Source organism: Marinobacter sp. bablab_jr008, assembly GCF_016464145.1.
Taxonomy (GTDB): Bacteria; Pseudomonadota; Gammaproteobacteria; order Pseudomonadales; family Oleiphilaceae; genus Marinobacter; species Marinobacter nauticus.
The window spans coordinates 297,146-312,880 of record NZ_JACDWW010000059.1; the positions used below are offsets into that span (position 1 = coordinate 297,146).

The following is a 15,735-nucleotide window of genomic DNA, read 5'->3' on the forward strand; positions in this document are numbered from 1 at the left end:
GCGTTTTTTTTGTTCGCTTGTACCCGGTCAGAATTCCCAGATCACTTTGCGTTTCTGCTCAAACCACTCGTCCATCTTGCGGTTGTAGAAATCCTCGATGACATTGCGTTTGATCTTCATGGTGGGCGTGAGCATACCGTTTTCCATGGTCCAGGGTTCACGTACCACGACGACAAAAGCCACCTTTTCGTGGGACTCACATTCCGCATTCACGGAGTCCAGTTCCTCCGCCAGCTCTTGTTCCAGCTCGCTGCGACTGCCTCCCCGCTCCAGTTCATCGCGGGCCTCCTCGGAGAGCAGTACCATCAGGCACGGCTGGGGCTGGTTGGCACCCGCCACACACACCACTTCCGCCTTGGGGTGATTGAACCGGTTCTCGATAGGCACCGGCACCACGTATTTCCCCTTTGATGTTTTGAACAGGTCTTTTACCCGCCCGGTAATGCGCAGGCATCCATCACGGTCAATTTCACCCATGTCACCGGTTTTGAGAAAACCGTCATCCGTCAGGTCTTCCCGGGTTTTTTCCTCGTTCTTGTAATAACCGAGCATCTGGCCCGGACTCCTCACCTGAACCTCGCCTCCTTCCCCGATTCGATGCTCAACACCCGGGTTGGCCATACCAACGGTGCCCACCTTGGCCTGGCCCGGACGGTTGGCATGGGAATAGCCGAAGTTCTCGGACATGCCGTAGACCTCCAGCAACTCCAGACCAAGGTTTCGGTACCAGCCGATGATCTCTGCCGAGAGCGGAGCCGCACCGGTGAGTGCCGCCCGGCAATGATCCAGCCCCAGCTGTTTGAGCACCTTCTTCTTAACCAGCGTGTTCAGAATCGGGATATTGAACAGCAATTTCTGCTTCTTGGGCGGCAACTTCGCATTCACCCCCAGGTAGAATTTCATCCACAGGCGAGGCACCGAGAAAAACAGGGTTGGCCGGGCCCGCTGCAGATCCTCCTGAAAGGTATCCAGCGAGTTGGCAAAGTACAGATGGAAACCGTAATACAGTGACTGGGTCTCCACCGCCGCCCGTTCGGCCACATGGGCCAGGGGCAGATAGGACAACATACGTTCGCTGGCCGATACGGGGAATAGCTGCTGCAGCCCGTCAGCAACCGAGATCATGGTCCGGAAGCTGTGCATCACGCCTTTCGGCCGCCCGGTACTGCCAGAGGTGTAAACAATGGTGGCCAGATCATCGGGATCGGGCAGTTTCGGTATCGCCGGGGACTGTTCGGCGATGATGTCCTGCCATTTGGGCGTGTCGTCCCGAGGCGATAGGGGCAGCGAGATAATCGGTAATTGCTCGGGAATATGGCCTTTGATGTCATGCCAGCCATCGGCCGTGCCATCGAGTTTGCCGAGAAACAGCATCTGAGTTTCACTGTGGTCCAGAATATAGGCTGCGGTCTCGCCATTCAGAGTTGGATAGAGCGGTACGCTGACGTGCCCTGCTGCCCAGATGGCCAGATCGGACAGAATCCAGTGGGCGCTGTTTTTGCCCAGAATCCCGATATTGCTTCGCTGAGGCAACCCCAGCGTGTTCAGGTGGGCGGCCATGCGCGACACCTGGTCGGCGGCTTCACGCCAGGTAATATCTTCAACACGCCCGTCTGGGTAGGGCTGGGTCAAAAAAACGTTGTCGGGAGTATGCTCTGCCCAGTAATAAAGGCAATGCAGTGAAGTCTGCTTGTTCGGGTCTACGGCCATTGTGCGTCCTTGTTATTGTTTTCTTCCTCTCCATACTAGCCAACTTTCCGACTCCCTCAATAGCAATAACAATCCCGGTGATTGGCCGTTTAGCTCGAATCTGAGACCTGTCACTCAAAATACTTCGTGACATCCGTCAAGTCTGGTCTAGATTGAAAGTTGCAGCGTAAAGATTGTCATCACCTCAGGAGGTCGTTATGAAATCGTCAACGCGCTCTGTTCTGATCTTTCCGGCCTGGGCCCTGATTCTGGTCGGTTCCGGTGCCTTCCTCTACAGCGCCTGGGCAGGCATGCTCGGCTCCTGACCGTCAAACGCTAACGTTTGAAGCGGGTTTCCAGCACGACGGCTGAATTGGTTCGTTCGACGCCTTCGAGATTGCCGATGTCGTCCAGCACCTTACTTAACTCCTCCAGAGTACGGGCCTGGACAATCGCTATAAGGTCATATTCCCCGCTCACGGCAAATAACTGTGCCACCTGGCTGATACGCTCCAGTTCCGTGTTGGTTCGGGCGGTCAGCTTCTGCCGGACCTTGATAGACACGTGGGCTTCCACCTGCCCTTGCAGATAATCCCCTCCCAGAATCACTGAATAGCCGCGAATGACGCCGCTGGCCTCCAGCCTGGCAATGCGATTCTGAATCGTTGATCGGGACACGTGCAGTGCTTTGGCCAGTTCGGTCACACTCGTACGGGCATTGCGCCGGAGCAGAGCAAGCAGTTTCTGATCGCGACTTTCTGTCATTTTGATCCCCAAACTTATCATTTCAACAAAACAATAGATCATTTCGAACATTCTGACACTGCAAACCGGCGGCTTACGCACTCATACTGATAAAAAACAATTTTGAGGTGCCGCCATGATTATTCGCCCGGTTCGTCATGACGACCTGAACGATCTGTACGAGATAGCCTGCGAGTCCGGCCCGGGATTTACTTCCCTGATGCCGGACAAAGACCGGCTATCCCGAAAAATTGAGGGCTCAATTCGCAGCTTCCGCTCACAGGCCGTCGACCACAGCGAACAACGCTACCTGTTTGTGCTTGAAGAGGAGACTTCCGGGCAGATCATGGGCACAACCGGCATTACCTCTGGAACCGGCCGGTCGCAACCGCTTTACCATTTTCGCCACAGCACCCTCACTCATCACTCCAGAGAGTTGGGGCTACGGCGCTCCGTGGGCGCGCTCACCCGCTGCGTGCACTACCGGAACTGTACGGAGTTCTGCTCACTGTATCTGCGCCCGGCTTTTCGCCGCGCCAATGCCGGCAAATTACTCTCCAAAGTCCGCTTCGCCTTTATCGCCCAACATCTGGACCGCTTTCCGAACCTGGCCATTGCCCAGATGCGGGGTGTGGCCGATGAACTCGGCCAGTCGCCCTTCTGGGACTGGCTGCGGGATCACTTTATTGATCTGGAGTTCAGCCATGTCACGCAACTGGCGGGTGCTGGTTCACTGGACTTCGTCGAGGACCTGATGCCTTCATTACCTCTCTATACTCATTTAATGAGCAATCCGGCCCGGGCTGTCATCGGTCAGGTGCATCCGGACACCAGGCCCGCGCTGGCCATGCTCAAGGCAGAGGGGTTCCGCCATCGGGGAATGGTGGATCTGTTCGACGCCGGCCCCACCGTTGAATGCCGGACAGATGACATCCGCAGTGTCCGGGAAGCTGCACTGATGTCGGCAGAGATCAGCACAACCGGAAACCAACACCTTACAGACACAGGCCGCCCGGTGCTTGTGACTAATACCGGGCTCGAGGGCTTTCGCGCGATGGTTGTGAATACAGACACTCACGCCCTGGCCAGCGGCCGGATCGAGCTTTCAACCAAGCAAGCCGATGCGCTGGACCTCAGTGTGGGCGCATCAGTACGAGCCCTGCCCCTGGGCCAGCAAGCCATTCCGGCGGCCTCAATCCATGTCACAGATTCTGCGGAGGTTCACTATGCACTCTGACGTCGACACCCTGTTTCGCGCGCTCTGGGAAGACTACCGGGCCGTAACACCTTCGGCAGACCGCATTCATGCCCTGCTGGCCGAGCGCGAGAACACCGCCATCGTCAATGATCATATCGCCCTGAGAACCTTCAACCCGGCGCCGGTGGGTCTGGACGCCCTGGCTGCGCATTTCCTGGCTTTAGGTTACCAACCCTGTGGCGAATACCATTTTGAAGCCAAGAAGCTCTACGCCCGGCATTACGAGCACCCGGACCCGGAGGTGCCAAAAGTGTTTATCTCCGAACTGCTGGTCGAACAATGCTCAGACCAGCTGCAAGCGGTAGTGCAGGGTCTGGTAGACCAGATCGACCCGAAAAGGGTACAGGCTGATGACTTTCTCTACTCAGGCCGACACTGGAATCTGGATTACTCAACCTATCGACAGTTGCTTGAGGAAAGTGAATACGCCGGCTGGCTGGCAGCCTGGGGCTATCGCGCCAACCACTTTACCGTGAGCATAAACCACCTGGACACGATTCACTCGGTACCAGACATCAACACGCTGCTGAAAGAACAGGGTTTTTCCGTGAATGCCAGTGGTGGAGAAGTGAAAGGCTCACCGCAGGACTGCCTGGAACAGTCGTCCACTATGGCCGACCGTGTTACCGCGCACTTTACCGACCAGGACGCAGTCATTCCGAGCTGCTTTTACGAATTTGCCAAGCGCTACCCAATGGCCAACGGCAAACTCTATAGCGGTTTTGTTGCCGCCTCCGCCGATCGGATTTTCGAGAGCACCCATAGTTAAACCAGGGAAGGCTTAAGGCCAGCCTTCCTCACCCAGCAGCGGGACAAAGCGTACATCGCCGTAGCTCGCCTGCTCATACTCGGAATCCGACAGCCGGGTGATGCAGAGCAGTTGCTGAAGGCCGCCCTCTGTGCCCACCGGAATCACCAGCCGCCCGCCGACCGCCAGTTGTTGCTTGAGGGCCGCTGGCACCGCAGGGGCTCCGGCAGCCACGCAGATGCCATCAAATGGTGCTGCCTCTGGCCAGCCTAACGTACCGTCTGCGCATTTCACATGCACCTGGGTGAAGCCTGTTCGGTCCAGATTTTTGCGCGCCTGGGCCGCCAGTTCCGGAATACGCTCAATGGAAAAAACTTCCAGAGCGAGACTGGCCAGGACGGCGGCGGCGTAGCCCGAACCAGTGCCAATATCGAGCACTCGCTCGCGGCCCTTTAGACACAGAGCTTCTGCCATCAGGGCAACGATGTAAGGCTGAGAAATGGTCTGACCCTGGCCAATGGGTACCGGGTGGTCCTCATAAGCCTCGAAGCGCAGATGTTCGGGAACAAACTGCTCTCTGGGCACACGCTCCATGGCCTCCAGCACCCGTCCATCGGAAATACCCCGAGGCACCAGCTGGCACCGGACCATGGCCCGTCGCATATCACTCAGATCCTGTCCGTCTTTGTTCATAAGGTGTCCCTCCTCATGCTTACCTGTCGTTACAAAGGCATAACTTTTTTACAACAGTGCGAACACCCGGGACTGACTACTTTTTAACCACAGGTTACTCCTGATGCCGACACAGGAGAACCAGACAACAACAAAAAGATCAGGGCCCATAAACCGGCCCGAATGGAGCGCAGACCATGTCAACATCCGTGGATCATCTTCAGGAACGTACCCAGGACGCCAGCGACCTGCTAACGGACATCGTACCCTCGGCCATTACGCTCGCCACCATGCTACGCCACCGGAAAATGGCGGCCTGGTTGCGGGAAGAATTTGATGGCTACACCGACAAGGACAAGGCCCCGCCCTACCGACGCGACCTGCCCGGTCACATTGTTGCAAAATCACCCCAGTACGGCTGGATTCCAGCGCCGGTGGATGAGCGCCAGACCGCGGAATACGGTCACCTGGACCTTCCGGAGGGCATCAAGTCCCTGGAGCAGGTGTGCCTGAACTGCAAGAAAGGCAATGGTCATCGGGCGTTGCTGGACAAAGACGACATGGCCCATGTGCAAAAGCAAATCAACCTCAAGGCGGAACTGGCGATCAATCTCAGCCGTGAAGTTTACTGCCGCCTGCTGCGCACCATCCGCTCGGCGATCTACCTGTGGACAGAGTCCCTGGCCGACGCCGGCATGACCGGGGAACACAATCATTACAGCCCGGAAGAACGTAAGACCGTGGAGCACCTGGACACCCCTGAGGCTTTCTGGCGCCAGGCCATGGAACAGGTGGATGAACTGCCCGTGCCCGATGTCAGGGAACTGGGTTTCCTTGAACGTATGTTTGGGCGCGCTGGCTAAGCCCCAGCCATTGCCGCCCGCAGCCTCGGGCGGCAGAAGCCAACCGCGCTTTGCCCCTACCGGGATTGAACGATCAGGCTATACTGCCGTCAGATAGACTGCCCAGGCATTACGGACACCGCAGGGACAGCCTTTGATCGTACACCGCAATAGAGGCGCAGAATGCAGGAAGCTCGTTACCCACTCACCCTGTACTGGCTTCTCCTGGCTCTGGTGTTTGCGGTTCCGGCCAGGGCCCAGGGCAATGATGGACTGATCAACCGCATTGAAGCCCTGCAGGCTGGTTACCCGGTATCGGTGCTGGAATCCCGGCTATATGCCAAGGAAGCGCTGACGCGATTCTACGAAGCCAGAGGGTACACGCTGGCCTGGGAGGACCCAAGCAATCGCAGGGAATTGCTCGAAGCCATCAGGGAAGTGGCCGGTGACGGCCTCAACCCCGGCGACTACCACTACGACACCCTTGCAGCACTCGCCCTGAAAGACCTGAATGACAGTGCCGAGGAATTACAGACCGACCTTGACCTTGTACTCTCGGATGCCTTCCTGCTACTGGCGTCCCACCTGCACCACGGCAAGGTCAACCCCACAACCATCCATGCGGAATGGACCGCCAACCGCCAGCAAAGGGAGATGCAGTCGGTCTTGGCCGAAGCCCTGGCCAGCGGCACCGTCTACACCACCCTGCAGGATCTGAAACCCCGCTCTGCGGCCTACCATCAACTGGTACAACGACGTAAAGCGCTGGGTGAGCTGATCAGCGCAGACTGGCCGGCTATCGTTTCGGGACCAAGTATCCGACCAGGCGATACCGATAACCGCATACCCGACATTCGTCGCCGCCTGGCAATGCTGGGCGACCTCTCCGGCGACTCGCCAGAAGCCTCGAATCACCAACACTACGACGACGCCCTGGCCACTGCGATCCCCTTATTCCAGGCCCGACACGGCCTGGAACCAGATGGAATCGTCGGCCGGGACACTCTGACAGCGCTGAACCTGTTGCCCCTGGAACGGATATACCGCCTGGACGCCAACCTGGAACGGTGGCGGTGGTTACCGGAATCCCTGGGAGAAACCTATGTCGTCGTTAACATCGCCGGTTTTGAGCTGGTGCTCGTAGAGAGCGGCGAGCAGGTCCATCGCCAACGGGTAATTGTTGGCAGGCCATACCGGCAGACGCCAGTATTCAGCGATCGCATTCGCTACCTGGTTTTCAATCCGACCTGGACGGTACCCCGGAAGCTGATGATCGAAGACCAGCTACCGATCATACGGTCAGATCCGGAGTATCTGGAGCGCCTGGGCTTCAAGGTTTTCAGAGGCTGGGGCGCAAACCAGAGCGAAGTCGATCCAGCAGAAATCGACTGGACGAAACTCTCGAAGAACAACTTTCCCTACCAGCTGATTCAGCAGCCCGGCCCCCAGAATGCGCTGGGCCAGGTCAAATTCATGTTCCCGAACCAGTACGATATCTACCTCCACGATACCCCGGCGCAATCGTTGTTCAGTCGGCTGGAGCGAACCCTGAGCTCCGGCTGCATCCGTCTGGAACGCCCCTTTGAGCTGGCCGAACGATTGCTGGCAAACACCAACGGATGGAACAAAAAGCGAATTGAGCAGACCCTGGCAACCGCCGAACCGGCAACCGTAGTGCTATCGGAACCGGTGCCTGTGTACCTGCAATACTGGACCACCTGGATTGATCCGGCCGGCGTTCTCCAGTTCCGGAACGATGTGTATGATCGTGACCGCCGTTTGCTGCAGGCACTGCGTGCAGATTCTGAGGGTAAAGCGTCACTGACACCAAGGAGCCTCTGATGAGACTGAAGCTTACAATGCTGGCGATCTCGGCCATCGTACTGTCCGGATGCCAGAACCTTCCGAACGCAAAGGAAGGGGCCAACCGTAATGTTGTTTTTCTCAAGGCCACACACTGTCTGGAGGAACCCGTCGGCGACCAGGATCGTATTCATTTTGGCCCCTGCCTGAAGATTACCGACATCAATGGAGAAGCGCCGACCGTGCGCAGCGACGGCTTTATTGAGCTGCCCGTTGCCCGGCCTGTAACCCTCGGTACCAGCTGTGTCTACCGCCATGCCGATGGCACTCCGATTCCTGCAACCGTGGGCACCGCAGAGTTTCAGGTGGACAGCACCACGTTTCCGGAAGGCGGCCAGCGTTGGTACCTGCATGCCCACGAGCAGGCACGAGGTGTCGTTGGCTGTCAGCCAACACTCTCCACGTCGGTGTTTCCGACCCGAAAAACGGACTGAAAAGAACTCTATTGCGGCGATGGCCAAATGACGGGGCCGTTACCATCCCTCCACAAAACCCGCTGAAAATTGCGTACCTGGAAGCCCTGTGCCACGGTTAAAAAGCAACCCTTGAAAGGAGGACACGAAATGCTCTATTGGGCTATTGTTTGTCTCGTAATTGCAGTGATCGCAGGTATTCTGGGTTTTGGCGGTATTGCAGGCACAGCAGCCGGCTTCGCGAAGATACTGTTTTTCGTCTTTCTGGTGCTTCTGGTGGTGTCGCTGGTCGTTAACGCCCTGCGCGGTAAGGGGCCAAAGGTATAGCATCAGCGATTTAACGGTCGTGGCCCTCCAGTAACCACGAGGGCCACCCCGGCTACCGCCACCACTCCCCCGGCAATGGCCAACGGCCCCAACCGCTCATTGAACAGAATAAAGGCTTCCAGAGCCGTTACCGGTGGCACCAGATAAAACAGACTGGCCACCTGCGAAGCCGCACCACGACGAATAAGCCACATCAAAATCAGAATGGCACTTACCGACAGCCCGAACACCAGCCATCCCAGCGCCAGACTGAATTGCACTGTCCATTCGATGTGCCGGGTCTCCAGCGTAAAAGCACCAATCGCGAAGAACGCTGCAGCCGCTGTGTACTGAATCATGGTGCCAGATATCAGGTCCACTCCGGTTCCGAAGCGCTTCTGATAGACCGTACCCAGGGAAATGCCGATCAACGACAAGCCTGCCCACAGAATGGTGACCGGTGAAAAACTACCGCCATTGGCACCGCTGCCCAACTTTTCCGCCAGCACCAACGCCACTCCGGCCAGCCCCATGACCAGCCCCAGCCACTGCCTGCCAGCAACCGACTCCCGCAGAATCAGAACGGCTGCCAGCGCTGTTACCAGCGGTTGCAAGCCAACAATCAGTGAGACCAGGCCCGAGGGCATGCCCTGATCGATGGCATAGAACACCCCGCCCAGATAGGTTCCCTGCACCAACAACCCGGTAATCGCCAGATGCCCGGCCCCACGCCAGCCCGGCCAACGGGATTTCATGGCCACGGCGAGAATAGCCAACGGCACCAGCGTCAGCAGCATACGGATCAGCAGCAGGGTAAAGGGTTCCGCATAAGGCAGACCATACTTGGCGCCAATGAACCCGGTGCTCCACAACCAGACAAACAGGGCGGGCACAAAAAAGGAGTAATAGATCGGTGGCATAAGTCCTGGCAGAGGCTGGAAAAAGAGCCTCGACTATACCCGGCCAATCAGGCCGGGAACAGGTACAGCCTTGCCATTACAGAGCCACAGTCACCCTATGGGGCGGTGAGCATTGTCTGAAGCTTCTGGGTAAACTCCACCGCTTCGCAACCAAGCGGCGTCAGGTAACCACCATCCTTCTGGCTTATCAGCCCCTTGGCAAACAAGGATTCCGCCGCGCGCAGCGTTTCCGGCGCCGCACTGTGAGCGTGCACCTTGATGCCCTCCTGAGTAGAGGCGGACGGAAACTGCAGCAACAGGTTCAGCTCAGCAAGGTGGTTTGGAGAGAACGGCATAAAAGCTCCTTATCGTCAGCGTTCTCTGCAGTTTAGCCCAAACAGTCGTGGACCGAAGCGGAATCACAAAGAAATTGATCCAGATGCATAGTTTGCCTGACTATCCTATGGTTATTGTCTTCAAAGGCCCGATCTCTGCCTGTCACCGACACAGAAAAACGGCAACACGGACACGTTGATCATGGATAACACACCAGCTCAGACCACCGACAATGCACCTCGCTCGCTGCGCCATCTGAGCGTCTACCTGGCCACACTGGTCAAAGGCAGGCTTTGGCTTAAAGTGCTCATTGGCATGGGGCTTGGTCTGGTGGTGGGCACACTGCTTGGTCCTTCGGTCGGCCTGGTCGAACCGGAAACAGGCACCTTGATCGGCAACTGGCTGGCGTTTCCGGGGCAACTCTTCCTCGCCACTATACAGATGATCGTCATACCACTGGTGATTGCCTCGGTGGTGCGAGGACTGGCCGCCAGCGACAACCTGGAACAACTCCGGAAAATGGGGACCCGGGTTACCCTGTTTTTTGTCATTACAACCGCCATTGCGGCCACCATCGGGCTCTGGGTGGGCGGCCTGGTTAACCCGGGGGATCTGATGACCGGGCTGACCACACCGCCAGCCGATGCCGCGCCGGTGGCCGCCGACATCCCCGGCCTGGACGCCCTCCCCCAGACACTGATTGGACTTCTGCCCGGTAACCCCCTGGACGCCATGGTGGAAGGGCAGATGCTGCAGGTGGTGATTTTCTCCATCATCATCGGCGTTGCGCTGGTGAGTATGTCGGGCGACAAAGCCAAACCGATGCTGGACCTGCTCGATTCACTGCAGCAAATCTGCATGACCGTGGTTCGCTGGGCCATGCGCCTTGCGCCCTATGCCGTGTTTGGCCTGATGGCGCAACTCACAACTACCCTGGGTTTTCGTGCCATGATTGGCATGGCCTCCTATGTGGCAACGGTGCTGTTCGGCCTCGCCGTCCTGATGGGGTTTTATCTGGTCATTCTCAAACTGCTGGCAGGTGTACGGCCACTGCAGTTCCTGAGGGATACCCGTGATGTCTTGCTGCTGGCATTCTCAACCTCCAGCTCCGCCGCTGTCATGCCCCTGTCTATCCGTACCGCAGAGGACAAACTGGGAGTGCGCCCCTCGGTTTCCCAGTTTGTAGTCCCCCTGGGCGCCACCATCAACATGAATGGCACTGCGCTTTATCAGGCCGTCGCGACCGTTTTCCTGGCCCAGGTCTACGGCATCGACCTCAGTGTTGGCAGTATGGCCCTGGTGGTCGCCATGGCAGTGGGTGCCTCCATAGGGTCGCCGGCTACCCCGGGGGTTGGCATTGTCATTCTGGCAATGGTACTGCAATCGGTGGGTGTACCAGCCGCAGGTATTGCCTTGATCATGGGCGTGGACCGAATTCTGGATATGTGCCGAACCGCCATCAATGTGACCGGCGACCTGGTTGCCTGCCGGCTGCTGGAGAACTGGTCGGGCAAGCGAATTCCGCCGCCGGCCGGACCGAGTGCTGTCGATGCCTGAAGACAACGGCCAGTTTGTGACCCCATGAACAATCGGTATCATGAAGGCACGAAACTCCTACACTTGAACGGCCATCTACCGCGATAATAGACGTAGTGTGTCATTCAGAAACTATGCTTCGGGTTCTTGATGAATTTCAGCGGTACATCCCTGACGACTAGAGTCACCATTGCCCTTGTCACCGGACTCCTTCTCGCGGCAGCGACGGCCCATGCCGACAGCATCAAACGCATCGTGCATCCGGACGGACGGGTGGAATTCACCAATGTGAAAAGCAAAAGCCAGCCACGAGCCTCCACCAAGAGTGAAACCGTGTATCGTTACACCGACGAGCACGGTGTCGTGGCCTACAGCAGTCAGCGCCCGGGCAACGCCGACTTCGATGTTATCCGCTTCCACTGCTACGCCTGTGACCCGGAATCCAACGTCGACTGGCACAAAACGCCATTGTTCCTGAGCCCCTACCGCAGTGAAATCCAGACCGCGGCAGCTGAATTCAATGTTGACCCGGCCCTGGTGCGAGCCGTTATCCATGCCGAGTCTGCCTTCAACCCCAAGGCCATTTCACCCGTCGGTGCCCAGGGACTGATGCAGCTGATGCCGGGGACGGCACAGGAACTGGGCGTAAAAGACCCGCTGGAGGCCAGCGAAAACATCCGCGGCGGTGTCGACTATCTGGCCAAAATGCTCAAACGCTTTAATGGTGACACTCGCCTGGCGACCGCCGCCTATAACGCCGGCCCCGGCGCCGTTGGCCGCTACAGGGGCATTCCGCCTTACGCGGAAACCAAAGCCTACGTGGAACGTGTAGGTATCCTGCACCAGCGCTACGCCGCCAACTGATGGGCACCATCATCAAACGGCCCGATATCAAGGGCGATATCGTGCATGTCGCCAACGACCGCTACGGCAATATTCTGGTGATTGATGATCGCAAACACCGGATTCTCAGTTTTGATTCCGTGTTTGAGCAAAGCAAAATTCTGCGTCGGGCACCCCATGTTCCCGTCCACGAATACAGCCGGGCCATGCTGCTACCCATTGCTTTCGCCAGGCCCGACCACATCACTGTGCTTGGTTTGGGCGCAGGCGTCGTCGCCCACGGCATACACCGCCTGTTACCCGACAGTCAGGTTCATGTGGTGGAGTTGCGTCAAAAAGTGTTCGAGACCGCACGGGACTGGTTCTCGTTCCCACAACATGAGCGCCTTCATGTCACCGTCGCTGATGCCTGGCACACACTGGAAACGCTTCCGGTGGCCAGCACCGCCATGATTGTCACGGATCTGTACAGCGCAGACCGGATGTCGCCCCTTCAAGCCCAACGCCGGTTCATCAAGGCCTGTGCCCGGGCACTCAAACCTGACGGCTGGCTCGTTCTTAACTATCACCGCATGCCGGAGCCGGACGGTAATCTGCTGCGCGAGCTGAAACGCCAGTTCCCGTGTCTGCTCACCTTCAAAAGCAAAACCAACAACTGGGTTATCTATGGCTGTAATCGGGCGTTTGATCCCTGGCAGATACCCGACGCAGTCCTCAAGGCATTGGAAGAACAACTGCCGGTTGGATGGCCAGCGCTGATGAAAAAAATCCGGGTCTTATAAAATCCGCCCTCTACCGACCACGAAAAATCTTACTCCGTTTTACATTTTTTTATGTAATTGCCGGTAATTGTTCACAGTTTTCAGGCTAAACTCTGCGCCTCTCTACACCCTCTCTTACTCATGTAAAGGAACAAAGCATGGCATTTGAGTACGGAGCTCAAAAACTCAACATCCGGAATCCATTCCGGTTCGAAGGGCTGGTCCGGTCCATTCGTGGTGCAATTCTGCTGGCGATTGGCGTCTATCTCCTGTTTCAGATTCAACCTCTGCTTGGTACCGACAAACCCAGGGCCTGGGTTAACCTGTTGATCGGAGGCCTGTTTGTAACGGGCGGGTTGAAGGCGCTGGGCGGAGGCCTGTTCCAGGTCATGCGTTTCTTCGTGGGCCGCGCCGCACCGGCCTCACTGGCCAAAAACGTTGCCCGTGAAGCCGTGAACGAACGCGAGCCGACCCTGTATAACTCCAAAATGCTCCACAACATGCTCATGAGCAAGAGCAATCCGACCTTTATCGAGCCCACCGGCTGGTTCGCCCGGGCGGTTCACTCGGTCTTTCCCAACCTGATTGTCACCCCCTGGCCAATTCGCAACGTCGCTCAGAATCTGGCCATGAAACTGACCAAGAGCTTCGTGGCCATCGCCGCCTTTCTGGTGGCCAGCCTGGTGGTCACCATGGTGTTCTCGGGCACCGAAGGCGCGGATGTTGGCAGCACGGTTATCTCACTGATCCTGCAAGCGTCATTGCTGGTGTACCTGGGACTGTTGTGGGTCAAACTCGGTAACCCGCTGTCCCGCAGTAACATGACCACTCTGGGCCAGACCACCAGCAAGGGACTGGCGCTGGTGATCATCGGTGCCATCGCGGTGCCCATACTGACTGCCCAGGGCTGGCTTGGCTTCTGGGACAGTCTGCACGTCAGTGCCCGCCAGGATTTGGCAGGCCTGATGCCCCTGCTTGAACCGGTTTTCCGTACCGGGTCCCTGCTGACCCTGACTATCGTCTGTGCTCTGGCGACAGCGGCCATTGCGGTGGTTTTAATCAAAGCACGCATTGGCATGGTGCCCATCGCAACCAGCAGCTCTGAACTTAACAACAGCTGGCGATTCGATCTGCACCCACGCCAGATTTTCACGACGCTGCGCGACCTGGTGTTGATGCAAAAACGTCAGCAAGAGCTGCCGAACCGGGTATATCTGGACAGCAACGACACCGGTGATGCCAACCGGGAGAATGAGCAATTCAACGGCGACCTTCTGGTCGAGATACAACCTGTTGTCGAAGACCGCGAAGAGCCAAAATCCCTGCGTTGGGCCCGGGCAAGCGGAACCATCGCTGGCCAGATACTCCTGTTGGCGGGTGCCCTGCTGCTCTGGCTGGGTGCCGATCGCGTGATGGACCATGTTTACGCTCTGGATCAGCTTCGCGCTACCCGGCTCGATGTCGACCAGGCATTGAACCTGCTGTTCATCCCCGCAGGCGCCACTGCCGCCATCCTGCTTGCCAGCTTGCTATTGCTCGGCTTCGGCCGGACACTGTCCAGAATCTGCCATCTGTTCTGGGCCGAGATCTTCTTCAAGTCCAACCTGTTCGATATGCACTGTGAAGGCACGGTGATGCGGGCAACTCATTACCGCGGCGCCGACCGTCACAGTGCGTCCAGTGAACAGGATGTCTTCAGTTTCGACGCCACTTACTTCGCTCTGGCAACCGAAGCGGTCAGCTCAACGTTTGCGGTCTCTGGCCAGCAAAACCTGGAGCAGCCGAGGTATCTGCTGTCCCTGTCGCCATGCGATGGATTCATCAACAGCGTGGTTGGCGACCTGGAAGACCAGTTCCGTCGCCGCAACGACGAAATAAAGAGCGAAAAGCAGGCCGACCGGGAACAGCGGCTCGACTATATCCGCCAGGAGCAGGAAGCGCGCAGAACCGGGGATATGGCTGCCCAGGGCCTGGTTGCACCAGAGCAACGGGCATCACTGGAATCAGACGTGGTGTCAGATCAGGACCGTGAGAAGATTGCCCGCTGGGAGGGCGACACAGCCGATAGCTGATGGCAAATCAGACAGCACACCAGGAGCTCTTCGGAGCTCCTTTTTTGTCGGGCACAACATGAAGCTCTTACGGATACTCACCAATCAGAACGGTATTAGCCGCCGACAGGCCAAGGCCCTGCTCGCCGCCGGCCGTGTTCATGTTGATGGCGAGCGCTGCCATGATCCGGACCTTGACATCCCGCGGTTTCGTGAAGTGTGCGTTGACCAGCGAATCATCCAGAGCGCGGCCCCTTCGTATTACCTGATGCTGAATAAACCATCGGGCTATCTGAGCGCCACCCGGGATGACCAGCATCCCACCGTTATGGAACTGATTGACCCATTGCTTCGGCCGCATGTGCACATCGCAGGGCGACTGGACAGGGCAAGCACCGGACTATTGATCCTCACCAGTGACGGGGTCTGGAGCCGACGGCTGACCGAACCGGCGGTTAAAATCCCCAAGGTATACCGGGTAACCACGGCTTACGCCATCTCACCGGAGACAGAGGATCGGTTCAGGGAAGGCATCTGGTTCGAGTACGAACAACTCAGAACCTCGCCCGCGTCGCTGGAGCCATTAGGAGAGCGGGAAGTGCGGCTGACGATCTACGAGGGTCGCTATCATCAGGTAAAACGCATGTTTCACGCCGTGGGCAACCGGGTGACCTCATTGCACAGGGAAAGCATGGGCGGGCTGACTGTGGATGGGCTAGAGCCTGGCAGCTACCGCCATCTCAGCGCACAAGAGGTCAGCTCAATCGGCTGACC

General features: G+C 57.7%; 16 protein-coding genes. 11 read left to right on the forward strand and 5 right to left on the reverse strand.

Going from position 1 to position 15,735, the window contains the following annotated elements:
- Positions 1 to 27: 27 nt before the first annotated feature.
- Together JIF53_RS09975 and JIF53_RS09980 are read right to left on the reverse strand one after the other, a co-directional pair.
- Entirely contained in the window at positions 28 to 1,710 is a 1,683-nt protein-coding gene (locus JIF53_RS09975) for an AMP-binding protein (protein ID WP_199452386.1), read from the reverse strand.
- A 315-nt stretch (positions 1,711 to 2,025) separates the two neighbouring features.
- The gene (locus tag JIF53_RS09980) at positions 2,026 to 2,454 is read right to left on the reverse strand and encodes an Lrp/AsnC family transcriptional regulator (protein WP_031211329.1); all 429 of its coding nucleotides are present in this window, start codon (positions 2,452 to 2,454) and stop codon (positions 2,026 to 2,028) included.
- A gap of 115 nt (positions 2,455 to 2,569) precedes the next feature.
- Here JIF53_RS09980 and JIF53_RS09985 point away from each other — a divergent pair, with 115 nt between their 5' ends.
- Both JIF53_RS09985 and JIF53_RS09990 read left to right on the forward strand, forming a co-directional pair.
- Entirely contained in the window at positions 2,570 to 3,670 is a 1,101-nt protein-coding gene (locus JIF53_RS09985; RefSeq protein ID WP_199452387.1) for an arginine N-succinyltransferase, read from the forward strand.
- Positions 3,660 to 4,460, forward strand: coding sequence for a DUF1338 domain-containing protein (locus JIF53_RS09990; protein ID WP_199452388.1), 801 nt, complete (start codon positions 3,660 to 3,662; stop codon positions 4,458 to 4,460). Before JIF53_RS09985 ends, JIF53_RS09990 begins: the two co-directional genes overlap by 11 nt.
- Before the next feature lie 12 nt (positions 4,461 to 4,472).
- Here JIF53_RS09990 and JIF53_RS09995 read toward each other — a convergent pair whose 3' ends face one another.
- Complete coding sequence (locus JIF53_RS09995; protein ID WP_023009156.1) at positions 4,473 to 5,132, reverse strand: protein-L-isoaspartate(D-aspartate) O-methyltransferase; 660 nt, start codon at positions 5,130 to 5,132, stop codon at positions 4,473 to 4,475.
- A 176-nt stretch (positions 5,133 to 5,308) separates the two neighbouring features.
- Here JIF53_RS09995 and JIF53_RS10000 point away from each other — a divergent pair, with 176 nt between their 5' ends.
- The 4 genes from JIF53_RS10000 (at position 5,309) to JIF53_RS10015 (ending at position 8,556) form a co-directional block, all read left to right on the forward strand.
- On the forward strand, positions 5,309 to 5,974 hold the full coding sequence (locus tag JIF53_RS10000; protein ID WP_023009157.1) for a hypothetical protein: 666 nt from the start codon (positions 5,309 to 5,311) through the stop codon (positions 5,972 to 5,974).
- Positions 5,975 to 6,136: 162 nt separating this feature from the next.
- Positions 6,137 to 7,795: a L,D-transpeptidase family protein gene (locus tag JIF53_RS10005; protein ID WP_199452389.1), complete on the forward strand. Its 1,659-nt coding sequence runs from the start codon at positions 6,137 to 6,139 to the stop codon at positions 7,793 to 7,795.
- Positions 7,795 to 8,250: a hypothetical protein gene (locus JIF53_RS10010; RefSeq protein ID WP_199452390.1), complete on the forward strand. Its 456-nt coding sequence runs from the start codon at positions 7,795 to 7,797 to the stop codon at positions 8,248 to 8,250. Before JIF53_RS10005 ends, JIF53_RS10010 begins: the two co-directional genes overlap by 1 nt.
- A 129-nt stretch (positions 8,251 to 8,379) precedes the next feature.
- The gene (locus tag JIF53_RS10015) at positions 8,380 to 8,556 is read left to right on the forward strand and encodes a DUF1328 domain-containing protein (protein WP_011786343.1); all 177 of its coding nucleotides are present in this window, start codon (positions 8,380 to 8,382) and stop codon (positions 8,554 to 8,556) included.
- Between the two features lie 2 nt (positions 8,557 to 8,558).
- On the opposite strand, the gene JIF53_RS10020 is transcribed toward JIF53_RS10015, so the two are convergent.
- Both JIF53_RS10020 and JIF53_RS10025 read right to left on the reverse strand, forming a co-directional pair.
- On the reverse strand, positions 8,559 to 9,455 hold the full coding sequence (locus JIF53_RS10020) for a DMT family transporter (protein ID WP_011786344.1): 897 nt from the start codon (positions 9,453 to 9,455) through the stop codon (positions 8,559 to 8,561).
- A gap of 95 nt (positions 9,456 to 9,550) precedes the next feature.
- Positions 9,551 to 9,790, reverse strand: a complete 240-nt coding sequence (locus tag JIF53_RS10025; RefSeq protein WP_011786345.1) for a TIGR02647 family protein — start codon at positions 9,788 to 9,790, stop codon at positions 9,551 to 9,553.
- A 181-nt stretch (positions 9,791 to 9,971) separates the two neighbouring features.
- On the opposite strand from JIF53_RS10025, the gene JIF53_RS10030 reads away from it, so the two are divergent.
- From JIF53_RS10030 to JIF53_RS10050, 5 genes are all read left to right on the forward strand, one after another.
- Positions 9,972 to 11,327 carry a dicarboxylate/amino acid:cation symporter gene (locus JIF53_RS10030; RefSeq protein ID WP_114434135.1) on the forward strand — a complete coding sequence of 452 codons (1,356 nt, stop codon included), beginning with the start codon at positions 9,972 to 9,974 and terminating at the stop codon, positions 11,325 to 11,327.
- A gap of 129 nt (positions 11,328 to 11,456) precedes the next feature.
- The gene (locus JIF53_RS10035; RefSeq protein WP_114434134.1) at positions 11,457 to 12,170 is read left to right on the forward strand and encodes a lytic transglycosylase domain-containing protein; all 714 of its coding nucleotides are present in this window, start codon (positions 11,457 to 11,459) and stop codon (positions 12,168 to 12,170) included.
- Positions 12,170 to 12,931: a spermidine synthase gene (locus JIF53_RS10040; protein WP_114434133.1), complete on the forward strand. Its 762-nt coding sequence runs from the start codon at positions 12,170 to 12,172 to the stop codon at positions 12,929 to 12,931. Before JIF53_RS10035 ends, JIF53_RS10040 begins: the two co-directional genes overlap by 1 nt.
- Before the next feature lie 137 nt (positions 12,932 to 13,068).
- A complete protein-coding gene (locus tag JIF53_RS10045) occupies positions 13,069 to 14,982 on the forward strand; it encodes a hypothetical protein (protein WP_199452391.1) in 1,914 nt (637 codons plus the stop codon).
- Between the two features lie 58 nt (positions 14,983 to 15,040).
- The gene (locus JIF53_RS10050) at positions 15,041 to 15,733 is read left to right on the forward strand and encodes a pseudouridine synthase (RefSeq protein WP_011786350.1); all 693 of its coding nucleotides are present in this window, start codon (positions 15,041 to 15,043) and stop codon (positions 15,731 to 15,733) included.
- The last annotated feature ends 2 nt before the right edge of the window (positions 15,734 to 15,735 follow it).

What these genes read in the sequence shown, in the direction of transcription:
- JIF53_RS09975 (WP_199452386.1), bottom strand. Translation starts at nt 1,710, where the DNA reads ATGGCCGTAGACCCGAACAAGCAGACTTCACTGCATTGCCTTTATTAC.
- JIF53_RS09980 (WP_031211329.1), bottom strand. Translation starts at nt 2,454, where the DNA reads ATGACAGAAAGTCGCGATCAGAAACTGCTTGCTCTGCTCCGGCGCAAT.
- JIF53_RS09985 (WP_199452387.1), top strand. Translation starts at nt 2,570, where the DNA reads ATGATTATTCGCCCGGTTCGTCATGACGACCTGAACGATCTGTACGAG.
- JIF53_RS09990 (WP_199452388.1), top strand. Translation starts at nt 3,660, where the DNA reads ATGCACTCTGACGTCGACACCCTGTTTCGCGCGCTCTGGGAAGACTAC.
- JIF53_RS09995 (WP_023009156.1), bottom strand. Translation starts at nt 5,132, where the DNA reads ATGAACAAAGACGGACAGGATCTGAGTGATATGCGACGGGCCATGGTC.
- JIF53_RS10000 (WP_023009157.1), top strand. Translation starts at nt 5,309, where the DNA reads ATGTCAACATCCGTGGATCATCTTCAGGAACGTACCCAGGACGCCAGC.
- JIF53_RS10005 (WP_199452389.1), top strand. Translation starts at nt 6,137, where the DNA reads ATGCAGGAAGCTCGTTACCCACTCACCCTGTACTGGCTTCTCCTGGCT.
- JIF53_RS10010 (WP_199452390.1), top strand. Translation starts at nt 7,795, where the DNA reads ATGAGACTGAAGCTTACAATGCTGGCGATCTCGGCCATCGTACTGTCC.
- JIF53_RS10015 (WP_011786343.1), top strand. Translation starts at nt 8,380, where the DNA reads ATGCTCTATTGGGCTATTGTTTGTCTCGTAATTGCAGTGATCGCAGGT.
- JIF53_RS10020 (WP_011786344.1), bottom strand. Translation starts at nt 9,455, where the DNA reads ATGCCACCGATCTATTACTCCTTTTTTGTGCCCGCCCTGTTTGTCTGG.
- JIF53_RS10025 (WP_011786345.1), bottom strand. Translation starts at nt 9,790, where the DNA reads ATGCCGTTCTCTCCAAACCACCTTGCTGAGCTGAACCTGTTGCTGCAG.
- JIF53_RS10030 (WP_114434135.1), top strand. Translation starts at nt 9,972, where the DNA reads ATGGATAACACACCAGCTCAGACCACCGACAATGCACCTCGCTCGCTG.
- JIF53_RS10035 (WP_114434134.1), top strand. Translation starts at nt 11,457, where the DNA reads ATGAATTTCAGCGGTACATCCCTGACGACTAGAGTCACCATTGCCCTT.
- JIF53_RS10040 (WP_114434133.1), top strand. Translation starts at nt 12,170, where the DNA reads ATGGGCACCATCATCAAACGGCCCGATATCAAGGGCGATATCGTGCAT.
- JIF53_RS10045 (WP_199452391.1), top strand. Translation starts at nt 13,069, where the DNA reads ATGGCATTTGAGTACGGAGCTCAAAAACTCAACATCCGGAATCCATTC.
- JIF53_RS10050 (WP_011786350.1), top strand. Translation starts at nt 15,041, where the DNA reads ATGAAGCTCTTACGGATACTCACCAATCAGAACGGTATTAGCCGCCGA.